The following is a 13,692-nucleotide window of genomic DNA, read 5'->3' as shown; positions in this document are numbered from 1 at the left end:
GCTTACAATCCTCTCATGCGGGGGTCGAAACGATCGCGGATAGCATCGCCGAACAGGTTGATGCCGAGCAGAGACAGGGAAATGCACAGGCCAGGGAAGATGCCGAGCCATACGGCTTCCGCAATGTGAGGACGGCCGCTGGCCAGCATATTGCCCCAGGTCGGCGCCGGTGGCGGCACGCCCAGACCCAGAAAGCTCAGCGCACTCTCGGTCAGCAGGACTGAACCGAACATGGAGGTTGCCAGCACGATCACCGGACCGAGGCAGTTGGGGACGATGTGGCGGAACATTGTATAGGCGGCGGAATTGCCCATGATGCGCGACGCTTCTATGAACTCCCGTTCCCGCAGCGAAAGTACCGATCCCCGCACGACCCGCACCATGGATGGGGTATAGGCAATGCCGAGCGCAACAATGATCCCGTACATATTGGCGCCGGTGATCGACAGCAAAGCAAGCGCCAGCAGCATGCTGGGAAATGCCAGAAGCGCATCGTTGAACGCCATGATGACGCGGTCTGTCCAGCCACGGGCATAGCCCGCGAGAACGCCGAAGGATACGCCGGCCAAGACTGCAATGCAGACGGTCACGAGGCTGATGGACACGCTGGTTCCCGCAGCCGTCATTAATCGGGACAAGACGTCGCGACCGAATTCATCGGTGCCGAGCCAGTGGGTCGCGTCCGGTGCCTGCAACTTGGCGCGCAGATTGATGCGCATCGGATCGAAGGGCGTCCAGATGCGCCCAGCAAGTGCTGCCGCGAAAAAACAGGCGAGAAGCGCGCCGCCGAGGATACGGTTTCGTTGATGGCGTTTCATTCTGCGGTCACTCGCGGATCGAATAGGGGATAGAGCAGGTCAACCAGCAGATTGACGAGCAGATAGGTAACGGCGACGAACAGCAGGCAGCCCTGCACGACCGCGTAATCACGGGCATAGATGGAATCGACGATCAGTCGTCCGAGACCTGGAATGGTGAAGACGGTTTCCACCACGGCAACGCCACCGAGAAGGTTGCCCAGAATAAGACCTATCAGTGTCCAGGTCGGGCCGAACGCGTTGCGTGCCGCATGGTGCAGGAGAACAGCTGACTCACTTAACCCTTTGGCGCGGGCATGGGTGATATAATCCAGCCGCAGAACATCAAGCGTGGATGCGCGAGCCATACGCACGATAATGCCTACCTCATGCAGGACGAGGGTTGCGACCGGCATGATCAGATAGATCAGTCCTGCGACCGGGTCCCTGGTCACCGACACATAACCCAGTACCGGTAGCCAGCCGAGCTTGAGACCGAAACCGAGAAGGATCATCAATCCCAGCCAGAAGGTCGGGATCGAAAGCAGCAATGTCGACATGGCGACGATCGCAAGATCGAGGCCGCCATTCTGTTTCCAGGCCGCCGCCATGCCGAGCGGCACGGCAATGAGGACAGACAGGCCGACCGCAATCAGCACCATCCAGGCGCTGGTCGCAAAGCACTGCAGCACAAGGTCAAGCACCGGCTGGCCATTCAGCACCGAGTGGCCGAGATCTCCCTGCAGGACATTGCCGAGCCAGATGACAAATTGCAGCGGCACGGGTTGATCCAGTCCCATAGACCTGCGCGCGGCTGCCAGCGCGTCTGCATCAGCGAGATCGCCGAGCATCAGACTGGCGGGGTCGCCGGGTATCAGGCGGATGAGGCCGAACACCGCCACCGAGACGATGAACAGGGTCGGGATCGCCGATACTAACCGGCCCAGAGCAAATTTCAGCATTGTGAATATCCGGCCGTCATTCTCACTGGCTTTTTTCAACGCCCCAGAAGCGGGCGAAGCCCTGCCAGGTGCGATAGCCCTTCACCTTCGGGCCGGACACGCCGACGTCGAGACCATTGGCCAGCATGACCAGCGGCGCCTGTGCCAGAAAACGGGCATGCAGATCATCGAAGATCGCCTGACGTCTTGCCTGGTCCGTTTCCTGCAGCGCCTGGTTGACGAGCGTGCTCACCTCAGGATCGTCCCAGACGGTGTTTGGCTTCTTGGCTTTCGAGCCGACGACCGTCTGATAGGCGAGCGCCGGATCGCTACGGTTGGAATAATTGAACGCCATGATCTGGTATTTGCCGCTGTTGAAGCGGTCGAGCTGGCTTGCCCATTCGAGGACTTCGATTTCCGCGTTCATACCGGCGGCCTGCAGCATGGCCTGTGCGATGATCGCAGTATCGTAATTGATGGCCGAGCGGCGATTGGTGAGAATATTGATCTTCTCGCCCTTGTAACCGGCCTTGTCCAACAAGGCCTTGGCGGCCGCCGGATCATAGGTGTAACCCTTGTCATGCGCAGCCGTGTGATACAGAGAGCCGGACGCAACAAGCGAATTGTTGGGAACACCCAGCCCATAGGTTACCGACTCGACGATCTGCGCCGTATCCAGTGCGGCGATGATGGCCTGGCGCATGTCCACATTGGACATCAGCGGATCGGCCGTCTGGAACAGCATGGTCACGAGACCACCATGCGGAGCCGCAACGATAGTGAAGTCTTTCTCGCCGCTCAGCTTGGCCGCCTCACCCGGCGGCAGATAGGGCAGAACATCGAGCGCACCGCTCTTCAGGCCAGCCACCGCCGTTGCGGTGTCCGGCACCACAACATATTTCACCTCATCGACAAGAACCTCCTTGCGTCCGCCGTAACCATCAGGCTTCTCCCCTGAGATGGCATATTTGGCGAACTTCGTCAGCGTCAGTCCTTCTCCGCGCTTCCATTCCCCGAATTGGAACGGGCCGGTAGCAATGGGCGCCTTCCACTTGCCATCTTCTCCGAAAGAGGAACGATGCACGATGCCGGTGGAACCGCACTGCGCCTGCGCCATGTAGTTCAGGAACATCGCATCCGGACGATCCAGCCTCACGACAACCGTATGGGCGTCCTTCGCCTCGATTGATTCCACTTTCGCGTCACGGCTGCCATCAAAGAAGGTCTTGCAGCTGAACTCCGGGTCACGAATGAGCTTTTCAAGACTCCATTGCACATCGGCGGCTGTCATCGTCTCGCCATTGTGAAAAGTGACGCCGTCGCGCAGGGTGAATGTATAGGTCTTGCCGTCGTCGGACACCGTCCATTCCTTGGCCAGCATCGGGTGGATTTCACCCTTTTCGCCGGCCGCAACCAGACCTTCAACGACGTTGAGGATGACGGAATCCGTGCCGGCGTCTCGGTTTATCCCCGGCTGGGAACTTCTGATATCCGCGGTGATCTGCACGTTCAGGGTATTGGCCAGAGCCAGTCCGGGAAGAGCCAGAGCCGCAGATGCCCATAGTGCGCGCAAGGCCGGTTTCGATAGTGACATAAGTTCGCCCTCTTGTTTTATAATCATGCAAAAAACATTTCACATGTGAAAATCATAGTCAAGCGTGTGCCGATGTGCATTATGAAAACATGTTCGAGCCACGCGACTTGCGCCGCACCGAAGCTGTCCGTGGTCGCGGCCTTATGGAGAGAAAACTGAAGCTGGACGCCATAGACCTGCGCATTATCGAGGCCGTGAAACGCAATGGACGGCTGACCAAACAGGCCTTGGCGCAAGCCGTCGGCCTTTCGGCGACCCCTGCGTGGGCGCGGCTGAAAAGGCTTGAGGCGCAGGGCGTCATCACCGGTTACCATGCCCGCATATCGAGAACGGAGAAGCCACCCGTTCGAGTGCTGATGGAAGTGACTTTGGCCAGCCATCGCCATGCGGATTTCAAGCGCTTCGAGAGCGTCGTCAGCGATGTGGCCGAGATCGTGTCCTGCTGGTCTGTGGGCGGCGGAGTGGATTATTTTCTCACCGTCGAGACGACCGACATCGACAGTTACCAGCATCTCGTCGACCGGCTTCTGGCCATGGAAATCGGCATCCAGCGCTATTTCACCTATATCGTCACCCGCGCCGTCAAAGACCGGGCGGATTGAATTTGCATCCCAGATGAGACCGGACGGACTGTCCAGGCGCCCTCTTTGGCCCGATCATATCGCCCGGTTCTGCAATACTCGGTGCAATCGATAAGGATCGAGAAGAGAAACCATGAGCGAGGCGCGGACAGGCCGCTGCGAAAGCCGGCAAGTCGCACTCGACGGCCTGGACCTGCCCCAGGAACCCGATCGGGGATAGCATGACATGACATCAAGTTTCGAACATAGATCGGCTGTCTGGCTGTCCGGGCCGAACATAGCTGCAGCGGAAATCGCTGCGTCCATTGGTTACACGGCCGTCGTTCTGGACATCGAGCACGGCAGTTTCGATCTCGATGCGCTGGAGCGGTTCATCCCGGTTCTGAAGGGACTGAAGCTGGAAGTCCTGGCAAAGGTTCTGGGGCCCGAGCGGGGGCCAATCCAGCAGGCACTCGATTTCGGCGCGGATGCCGTGGTTATTCCCCATATCCTTGACGCCACTCATGCGGAAAAGACGTGCGCCTTCGCGAAGTTCCCGCCGCATGGCGAGCGCAGTTTCGCAGGAGGCCGCACGGTGGCCTATGGCAGTCCGGATGATCAGTGGTTTATCGATCAGGACCAGAAGACCCGGTGTTACCCGATGATAGAGCATGCAGGCGCATTGAGGGATATCGAACACATCCTGTCGCTCGCCACCGTGGACGGCGTCTTCATCGGCCCCAGCGATCTCTCCCTGCGCCGCGGTCGTGGGGCCTACAAACGAACCGACGCGGATTTTGCTGATCTCAAAGCGATCGCCGATGCGGCGAAGGCCGCCGGCAAGCACTGGTTGCTCCCCGCCTGGAGCCTGTCCGAAAAGCAGTTCGCGCTTGATAACAATGCCCACACGCTTGTGCTGACCATGGAGCATGGCGCTCTCGCAACTGGCTTCCGCGACGCATGGACCGCCACCGCGCAACTTCTCCCACAAGCGCACTGACACAGGAATTTGCGTGATGAAAATCTCACTGATCCAGATGAATTCGCAAAATGACAAGGCGGCCAACCTGCAATCCGCCGGAACGCTGATCAAGACTGTCGTCCGGGATGAGAACCCGCAGCTCGTCGTTTTGCCGGAATATTTCGCCTTTCTGGACGATGATCGAAATGCCATGCATGCCAGTGCCGAAACCTTTCCTGGCGGCGAAACCTGGTCCTTCCTGTCAGAAACCGCGGCACGGCACGGCGTGACCCTGCATGCAGGATCGATTGTCGAAAAGGAAGGCGAGGCTTTCTACAATACGTCACTGGTGTTTGGGACGGACGGACGCCAAATCGCCCGCTATCGGAAGATCCACCTTTTCGATGTCGAAACACCTGAAGGCATTGTCTACCGCGAGTCAGACTCCATCCATCGTGGAGGCGATGTCGTCACCTACAAGATCGGCAATGTGACCGTTGGATGTGGCATCTGCTACGACATTCGTTTCCCCGAACTGTTCCAGCGCCTGCGTGATCTCGGCGCCGACATTATTGTTCTGCCTGCCGCATTCACCCTCTCAACCGGCAAGGATCACTGGGAGATCCTGGCACGGGCGCGCGCCATCGAAACGCAGACCTATTTTGTGGCTGTCGGCCAAACCGGCACACATGCCAGCGGCAGGAAAGCCTGTTACGGCCATTCGATGGTGGTCAATCCCTGGGGCCACGTGATCGCGCAAAGCCCGGATTTCGTCACCGCCGTCACCGCAAGGCTTGACCCGGATTATCTTGAGACGGTGCGTCGAAACCTTCCGGTGGCAAATCATCGTGTCTTGAATACCCTCTGCCACACGCGTTGATGGGGCTCCCATCGCGATCGAGGCTGCCTCCTCCCGGCAGAAACGAACCGCATCGCTTCTCATCCTGTGATTTTTAATTGCATCTCGTGAAATACCTCCCTATGGTTCGCTCATCGGCAACATCGGGAGGAGGCGTCGATGCTGGAGACGACTCGGCATAGGGTCGGATACCCGGAGACTTCGCTAGAGCAGACGCTCGTTCCGCGGGTTTCCGTCCGCAACATATCCAAGACATACACGACCAAGCGCGGCCACCACCTCGCGCTGGACAATGTCTCGCTGGACATAGGATCGAACGAGTTCGTCGTCCTTCTTGGCCCGAGCGGTTGCGGCAAGACCACACTGCTGCGCTGCGTCGCAGGCCTTGAAGAGCCTGATTCCGGCGAAATCTTCATCGATGACACGCTGGTCTTTTCCGCTGCCAAAGGTATTTTCGTTCCGCCGGAAAAGCGGCGCTTCAACATGGTGTTCCAGTCCTACGCGCTGTGGCCTCATCTGACGGTTTCCGAAAACGTCGCCTTCCCGCTCCGCAATATTGGCGTGTCCGCAGACGAGGCGCGCCGGCGAGCCGAAGCGGCCCTGGACCTCGTCGGCCTTGGAAAATATCCGGCGGCCTATCCGGGCCAGATGAGCGGCGGCCAGCAGCAGCGCGTCGCCCTGGCGCGCGCCATCGTCTCGAATGATGGCTTGGTGCTTTTCGATGAGCCGCTGTCCAACCTCGATGCCAAGGTGCGCGAAAGATTGCGTGTCGAACTTCTCAATCTTCAGGCACGGATCGGCTTTTCCGCCATCTACGTCACCCACGACCAGACGGAGGCGCTGGCGCTGGCCGACAAGATCGCTGTCATGGACGTGGGACGGATCGCCCAGATCGGCTCGCCGCGCGCCATCTACGACCGCCCGACCTCGCGCTATGTTGCCGATTTCGTCGGCTCCACGAATGAGGTGCCGGGTAAACTCGTTCTCGTCTCAGGGACGGGTGCCTCGGTGGATACGCCGATCGGCCGGCTGGAAGGCGTGTTCGGCGGCCCCAGCCTGCCGGAAGGTTCAGACGTGTACGTTATGGTTCGCCCGGAACACTGCAAGCTGCAGACGATCGGCCAGCCGTCGGCCGGCCACAATCACTTCGTCTGCGAGCTTGAACGCTCCCTCTATCTCGGCGCCACGGTGCAGCACGTCTTTGCCATCGGCGAGCACCAGATCTCCGTAACGGTCTCGGGCGGCGATACGCTGCAGCCCGGAGAACGGGTCACCATCTCCTGCTCGCCCGCCCAGACGCGCATTTTCCCCCGGGAGATGGCGTGATGACGCTCGCCTATCATGAAAGCAGCGCCACGTCGCGGCAGAGCCGGCTGCTCGCGCGAATCCGCCAGATGGGCCCGCTCTCCATTGTCCTTTGGATCCTGTTGCTGCTGATCAGCGCGGTGCTGATCATCTATCCGATCGGCGTAGCGATCGGCGTCGAACTGCCAAACCTGAAGACCGGGTTGGCCGAGCTCGTGTCCGGCGAGCTTTCGCGAACGCTGCCTGCAGCCATAATGAACACGGTCATCGTCGTCACCGGCGCAACCGCCATCGCGCTCGTCATCGGGTCGGCGCTGGCCTGGGCGAACGAGCGCACAGACGCAAGCCTCGGCTTCATCGGACAATTGCTGCCGCTGGCCGCCCTCATCGTCCCGCCGGTCGCGGGCGTGATCGGTTGGGCGGTCCTGCTCGATCCGCGGGCGGGGCTCCTCAACTTCTTCCTGCGCGCCATTCTCGAGCCGCTCGGCATAAATCTCCAGCAGGGGCCGTTCAACATCTATTCGATGACCGGGCTGATCGTCGTCACGGGCCTCTATACCGTTCCCTATGTCTATCTGATCGTCTCCGCGGCGCTGCAACGGCTGGACCCTTCAGTGGAGGAGGCCGCGCGTGTCAGCGGCGCCGGACCGTTCAAGACCACGCTGAAGGTGACATTGCCCGCCATCAGGCCAGCACTGGCGGCCTCCGTGCTGCTGGGCTTCATCTCGGGCGTCAGCCTCTTTTCGGTCCCCGCCGTTCTTGGTGGCGGCGCGAAGATCGACGTCCTCTCGGTCTATATCTACCGGCTCCTGAGTGAATATCCGGCAAAGACCGGCCCTGCCCTCATCCTGGCGCTCGGTCTTCTCGTGACCGTCCAGATGTTGCTGCTGGCCCAGGGTTTCGTCGTCAAACGCGGCCGCAATGCAACGATTTCCGGCAAGGGGATGCGTGCGACGCCGGTTCGGCTCGGCGCCATGCGGCATCTGGTTCTGGGGCTGGCGATCTTCTATCTCCTGATGACGGCAATCCTGCCGATCCTCGGTCTGGGACTGGTCTCGCTGCAACCGTTCTGGACCCCGTCGATCAACTGGTCCGTCCTGTCCTTGAAGAATTTCCAGACGGTGCTGTTCGACAACCGGCAGACCGTGCAGGCTCTTTTCAACAGCATGATGCTGGGCTGCGCTGTCGCCACCTGCAATATGCTGTTGACCGGAGCGATCGCGCTGCATTTCAGCAAGAGCGGATTGATGCGCAAGCTGGTCGACGGGCTGACTGGCCTGCCCGCCACCATTCCGCATACGGTGATCGGCGTGGCCTTCATCCTCGCCTTCAGCCATGAACCGCTGCGCATCTACGGAACCACGACGATCCTGTTCCTCGCCTATATCGTCATGACGATCACCTATGCGGCGCGTTCTGCGGCAGCAGCGGCGGATTCCATTGGCGCTGAACTTGGCGAGGCATCGCGCGTCTCCAAGGCCACCGACATCGTCACCCTTTGGAAGATCCTGCTGCCGCTCGCCATTCCCGGCATTGTCGCTGGATGGATCATGGTCTTTGTCCATACAGTCGGAGAAGTGACGGCATCGGCATTCCTGTCCGGTCCGCGCAACCCCGTGATCGGCCGTGTGCTTCTGGATTTCTGGAATTTCGGCAATTTCCCGCAGGTCGCGGCCCTGGCCCTGGTCATCTCGACGATCAGCGCAAGCCTTGTCGGCGCCATGCTGTTCGTCACGAGGCGAAGCCGCGACGCGACCACGCACTGACTGCAACAAAGGAGGAGGAGGAACTCATGTCATCAGCTCTCAGGCATTCCATGAAAGCCATACCCGCAATCGCGATCGCCATGACCGTCGCTGTTCTCCCGGCACGGGCGCAGGCACCCGAAGCCCTGGTGGAGGCCGCCAAGGCCGAAGGCTCGGCCACCGTCTACACCAATATCGATCCCGGCATCATGCAAAGCCTGTCGGAGGCCTTCGAGGAGAAATATGGCGTCCGGATCGAGGTTCAACGGCAGGGTTCCTCGGCGCTCGCGCAGCGGTTCATGGCGGAGGACCAGTCCGGCAATTCGCTTGCGGATGTGTACTACAGCACCGATCGCGGCTTCCATGAGGATCGCGCCGCCGATGGCAAGTTCGCCGCGCTGGACGAGGTTCCGGGTCTTGCCGAATGGCCGGAAAAGGCCAAGCAAAAGGGCATGGTGACGGTTGGCTACAACCCCTATTCAATCGTCTGGAACAAGACCCTGTTCCCGGAAGGCCTGAAGAGCTGGGAGGACCTCGTCAATCCGAAACTCGCCGGCAAAATCATGCTCACCGACCCGCGCAGCGGCGTCACATCAAACCAGTTCTACAAGATGCTGCGGGATCTCTACGGCGACGAGTTCCTCCAGAAGCTCGGCAAGATGGCGACTTATTCGCAAAGCGCGGTACCCGGCATCCAGCAGGTCGCCGGAGGAGCCCAGACGGTCTATGCGCCGGGCATTCATCAGGTCATTGTCGGACTGGTCAAGAACGGCGCGCCGCTCGACGAAAGCTTCCCCAGCCCGACGATTTCCTCCGACAACATGATCAGCCTTGTCGCCAAGGCACCGCATCCCAATGCCGGCAAGCTGTTCATCAGCTTCCTTCTGACGCCGGAGGCGCAGTCCCTGAACAATCCGGACGGTTTCTCGCCAATCGAGGGCGTGCCGAACACGCGCAAGATGCCGGACGTGCGGGTCATAGATCCGCGTGCGGCCAAGGCGGAATCGGACGCGATGTATAGACTGATGGGTCTCTGACCTTTCAATCGTCACTCACTCACGATCCCCAGCCTGGCTGGGGATCGCCAGACATAGCAACACCCGCTTTCGATGAGTTGTAGGTAGCCCCTTTGCCGCACGCAGGAGGCGCCTGTGCGCCTGCTCTTCATATGCTGAAGTTTCACTTTATGAAATTTGTTTTCACCTAGTGGACATTACGATTAACGGGTGCTAATCGACAGGTGAAATGGGAGGATCGAATTTGAAGATCGACAGGATCGAGGTCGCAGTCACCGACCTTCCAACCCGGTTGCAAAGGCTGTCTTCCAGCGGCCGCTACGACACCGGAGCCCGCGGCACACTTCTTGGCAAGCCCGTGCTCGTGACGATCCATGCGGAGGGTGTAAGGGGCTACGGCCAGATACGCCCTATCGCGCCGAGCCACTTCCTGCCTGATACCGGCCTCGGAATGGTGGCCGCGATCCGCGACATCTATGCGCCGCGGATGATCGGCCGCAGCATCTGGGATATCGAATCCATTGTCGCAGCCTTCGATCTCGCACTGCCCGGCAATGTCCAGGCGCGCGCGGCGCTTGACCACGCCCTGCATGACGCGATGGGCAAGGCGGTCGGTCTTCCCGTCTACAGTCTGATCGGTGGCCGCAACTATGATCGCATTCCGCTGGAATGGTCGGTCGGCCTGTCCGAAACGCCGGACGGCATGATCGCCGAATGCCGCCGGGCGGTAGACGAATATGGCGTCCGCACGCTTTGCCTAAAGGCCGGTCATCCTGCGGGTGTTCAGCAGGATATCGCAAACTTCAAGGCGGTCCGGAAGGCTTTGGGCGACGGTGTGACGATCGGTATCGATCCCAATACCGGCTGGACCGTTGCGCAATCCATCGCGGTTCTGGAGCGGCTGACGGATGACGATCTCGGCTATCTGGAACAGCCGATCGCCCGCGGAAATTTCGATGGCCTGGCGCGGATCCGCGATGCAGCGAGGGGCGTACCGATCATGGCCGATGAAAGCATCATGACGCTGGACGACGCGCATGAACTGGCGAGCCGTCGCGCCGTCGATGTTTTCTGCCTCAAGCTCTACAAGGTCGGCGGCATTTCCAAGGCGCGCAAGATCGCGGCCATTGCCGAAGCGGCTGATATACTTGTCAATATCGGCGGACTGGCTGCGTTCTCCCAACTCGAGGCCGCTGCCGGCATTCATTTCCACACCAGCCTGCCGCCGAAGCGGGTCATGCCTGCCGGTGAATTCCTGTTCGGTCTCGGGGTTTCCGGCCCTGATCCGCTGGTGCCGGAGCCGGTCTACACGCTGGAGAACGGTTCGGTCGCCCCGGTCGACAGACCGGGCCTTGGTGTCGAGCCGGATCACAAGGCTCTGGAGAAGATCGTCCTGATGAAGGAGGTCGTCACGTGAACGTCAATGTCGCTTCACCGGCAGGCCCTTGCCTCACCGCAGACATCGCCAGGTGGATTGCCGACCGGTCCGCAACGGCCCTGCCGGCTAAAACCCGCGACCATCTGAAGCTCTGCATCCTCGACACGCTCGGCTGCGGCCTCTACGGGTCTCAGCGGCCCTGGGGCAGAATTGCCGCGGCTGTCGCGGAGGAGAGTGCGCAGGGCCGATCGCAGATCTGGGGCATGGCGGGCTGCGTCGGCGTTACGGCCGCGGCCACGGTCAACGGTACGGCGGTGCATGGATTCGAACTCGACGACGTCCATCTGAGCGGGCAATTGCATCCTGGCGCGGTTACCCTGCCCGCCGCTTGGGCGCTTTCCGAACTGACGCAAGCCTCCGGCGCAGCGCTGCTGAATGCGGTGGGCGTCGGCTATGAGATCGGCATTCGCCTCGGCATCGCAGCCGGGCGCGGGCACGGACTAAGCGGCTTTCACCCGACCGGGACGCTTGGAGCCGTTGCCGCCGCTGCAGCCGCTGCAAAATTGCTCGATCTCGATCCGATGCAGGCCCAGGCCGCAATCGCGCTCGGCGCGACGCAGGCGGCCGGACTCTATTCGGCCCGAACCGGCGGAATGTCGAAGCGCTTTCATGCTGGCCATGCCGCCGGGGCTGGTGTTACGGCTGGCTTGTTGGCACGGCGCGGTTTTACAGGATCCGAAACCGCGATCGAGGCCGATTTCGGCGGCCTGCTTTCCGCCATGCGCTTCGATGGCGACCGGGACGCGGTGATGCGGCATCTGGGCGAGGTCTGGCTGCTGGAAGGCGTCGGCTTCAAGATCTTCTCCACCTGCGCCAGCGCCCAGACTGTTGTCGAAGGCGCGATCGAGCTACGCAATCTGGGCGTCACGCCGCAAAACCTCGAGCGGCTCGAGGTCAATATGGGCAGCATCGCCGTCAGCAATGTCGGCTGGACCTATCAGCCGAAAGATGTCGTCGCGGCTCAGATGAACGGCAGTTATGCGGCCGCTGTAGCGCTGATGGATGGCGATGCCTTTGTCGATCAGTTTGCGGAAGAGCGGCTGTCTGATCCCGAGACCGTTGCCCTTGCATCGCGGGTGAAATTCCAGATCGACGCCGAGATCGACAAAGGCGGGCTTGGCCTTCGCCATGCCTCGCGGCTGGTTGCACATCTTCGCGACGGTTCGACGAAGACGGTTCAACATACCCAACGCCCTGGCGGGCCCGGCAAGGAAATCCCGGCGGATCGGGTCATCGCCAAGTTCGAGCGGCTTTCGGGGCCGGTGATCGGCGACAAGGCCGCTGCCCGCGTCCTCGACATGGTCATGAACCTCGAGACCCTTCCCGACATTGGAGGGATCTCGACGGTTCTGGGAGGCGCACGATGAACATTCTTGAGGGCATACGCGTCATCGACCTCTCGCATGCGCTGGCCGGGCCATTCTGCACCCACCAGCTCGCCCTTCTCGGCGCGGACGTCATCAAGATCGAACCGCCCGTCGGAGATGATTTTCGGGGCCGGCCCCATGGCAGGTTCGAATCCGTCAATGCCGGGAAACGCTCCGTCGTGCTCGACCTGAAATCCGACGGCGATCGTGACGCGCTTTTGGCCCTTGTCGCGACTGCCGACATTGTCGTGGAGAATTTCAAACCGGGTGCCGCAGAGAAGCTCGGCCTGGACTGGACGGATCTGCATTCGACATTGCCGCGTCTGATTTCCTGCTCGATCAGCGGCTATGGCCAGACGGGACCGCTCCGCGACATGCCGGCCATCGAATGGTCCGTGCAGGCGACCTCCGGCCTCTCCGACTGCTATCTCGGCCCGGAGACGGACAGCATGGATCTCGGCATCGGCATTCTCGATCCCTTCAGCGGCTATGTCGCCTTCTCGGGCATCCTTGCCGCGCTCTATGCGCGAGAGAAGACCGGCAGGGGCAAGCGCATCGACGTCTCCATGCTCGACTCCGCGCTCGCCCTGCAATCGGCAAACACCACATCGGCACTGCTCGGTGGGCCGCCTTCTCATGGCAGACGACCCACCATGGCCCGGTATCGCGCCGGAGACCGCCGCATCTTCATTGCGGGCATCAGCCAGAAATGGCTGGAAAAGCTCTGCACCCTCATCGAGCGTCCCGAACTGCTTCAGGACGAACGTTTCGCGGACGGCAAGATGCGGGATCGAAATGCCGAAGACTTCGTCGAGGCGATCGAGGCAGCTCTTTCGAAACGCCCGGCCGAGGAGTGGGAACAGCTCTTCGTGGCGGCCGGCATTCCCGCAGGGATGATGCGGACGCTCTCCGAAAGCGCCGGAAGCGATCAGGTGCGACAGCGAGGATTGATCGGCGAGGCCTTCTCCGAACGCGGCATCATCCCGATTGTCCGCAGCGCCTTCCTGTTTGAGGGCGAGGACCGTCGCAGCCTCGCGCCGGTCCCGGCGCTCGGAGAACATACGGAGGCCGTGCTGCAATCGGCCAGCCTCCGCTCACAGGAACATTGA

Annotated in this window: 12 protein-coding genes; 9 read left to right on the top strand and 3 right to left on the bottom strand. The window is 61.0% G+C overall.

Going from position 1 to position 13,692, the window contains the following annotated elements; translation table 11 throughout:
• Positions 1-2 precede the first annotated feature (2 nt).
• The 3 genes from QTJ18_RS01790 to QTJ18_RS01780 are packed head-to-tail and all read right to left on the bottom strand — an operon-like array spanning position 3 to position 3,332.
• A complete protein-coding gene (locus tag QTJ18_RS01790; protein WP_252752333.1) occupies positions 3-818 on the bottom strand; it encodes an ABC transporter permease in 816 nt (271 codons plus the stop codon).
• On the bottom strand, positions 815-1,759 hold the full coding sequence (locus tag QTJ18_RS01785) for an ABC transporter permease (protein ID WP_252752334.1): 945 nt from the start codon (positions 1,757-1,759) through the stop codon (positions 815-817). The genes QTJ18_RS01790 and QTJ18_RS01785 overlap by 4 nt, the downstream gene beginning before the upstream one ends.
• 22 nt (positions 1,760-1,781) lie before the next feature.
• Positions 1,782-3,332, bottom strand: coding sequence for an ABC transporter substrate-binding protein (locus QTJ18_RS01780; protein ID WP_252752335.1), 1,551 nt, complete (start codon positions 3,330-3,332; stop codon positions 1,782-1,784).
• Positions 3,333-3,475: 143 nt separating this feature from the next.
• On the opposite strand from QTJ18_RS01780, the gene QTJ18_RS01775 reads away from it, so the two are divergent.
• The 9 genes from QTJ18_RS01775 to QTJ18_RS01735 all read left to right on the top strand — a co-directional run bounded on the left by QTJ18_RS01775 (position 3,476) and on the right by QTJ18_RS01735 (position 13,692).
• Entirely contained in the window at positions 3,476-3,934 is a 459-nt protein-coding gene (locus QTJ18_RS01775; protein WP_252752433.1) for an Lrp/AsnC family transcriptional regulator, read from the top strand.
• A 205-nt stretch (positions 3,935-4,139) separates the two neighbouring features.
• On the top strand, positions 4,140-4,892 hold the full coding sequence (locus tag QTJ18_RS01770; RefSeq protein ID WP_252752336.1) for an aldolase/citrate lyase family protein: 753 nt from the start codon (positions 4,140-4,142) through the stop codon (positions 4,890-4,892).
• Between the two features lie 16 nt (positions 4,893-4,908).
• Entirely contained in the window at positions 4,909-5,733 is an 825-nt protein-coding gene (locus tag QTJ18_RS01765) for a carbon-nitrogen hydrolase family protein (protein WP_252752337.1), read from the top strand.
• 138 nt (positions 5,734-5,871) lie between these two features.
• On the top strand, positions 5,872-7,038 hold the full coding sequence (locus tag QTJ18_RS01760) for an ABC transporter ATP-binding protein (protein ID WP_252752338.1): 1,167 nt from the start codon (positions 5,872-5,874) through the stop codon (positions 7,036-7,038).
• Complete coding sequence (locus tag QTJ18_RS01755) at positions 7,038-8,783, top strand: ABC transporter permease (RefSeq protein WP_252752339.1); 1,746 nt, start codon at positions 7,038-7,040, stop codon at positions 8,781-8,783. Before QTJ18_RS01760 ends, QTJ18_RS01755 begins: the two co-directional genes overlap by 1 nt.
• Positions 8,784-8,809: 26 nt before the next feature.
• Entirely contained in the window at positions 8,810-9,799 is a 990-nt protein-coding gene (locus QTJ18_RS01750) for an ABC transporter substrate-binding protein (RefSeq protein ID WP_252752340.1), read from the top strand.
• 223 nt (positions 9,800-10,022) lie between these two features.
• Complete coding sequence (locus QTJ18_RS01745) at positions 10,023-11,195, top strand: mandelate racemase/muconate lactonizing enzyme family protein (protein WP_252752341.1); 1,173 nt, start codon at positions 10,023-10,025, stop codon at positions 11,193-11,195.
• Positions 11,192-12,583 carry an MmgE/PrpD family protein gene (locus QTJ18_RS01740; RefSeq protein WP_252752342.1) on the top strand — a complete coding sequence of 464 codons (1,392 nt, stop codon included), beginning with the start codon at positions 11,192-11,194 and terminating at the stop codon, positions 12,581-12,583. Before QTJ18_RS01745 ends, QTJ18_RS01740 begins: the two co-directional genes overlap by 4 nt.
• Entirely contained in the window at positions 12,580-13,692 is a 1,113-nt protein-coding gene (locus tag QTJ18_RS01735; protein ID WP_252752343.1) for a CaiB/BaiF CoA transferase family protein, read from the top strand. Before QTJ18_RS01740 ends, QTJ18_RS01735 begins: the two co-directional genes overlap by 4 nt.

It is taken from the genome of Rhizobium sp. SSA_523 (assembly GCF_030435705.1).
Lineage (GTDB): Bacteria > Pseudomonadota > Alphaproteobacteria > Rhizobiales > Rhizobiaceae > Neorhizobium.
Note: the sequence above shows the minus strand (reverse complement) of the source record. Positions and strands in the feature narration are given on the sequence as shown.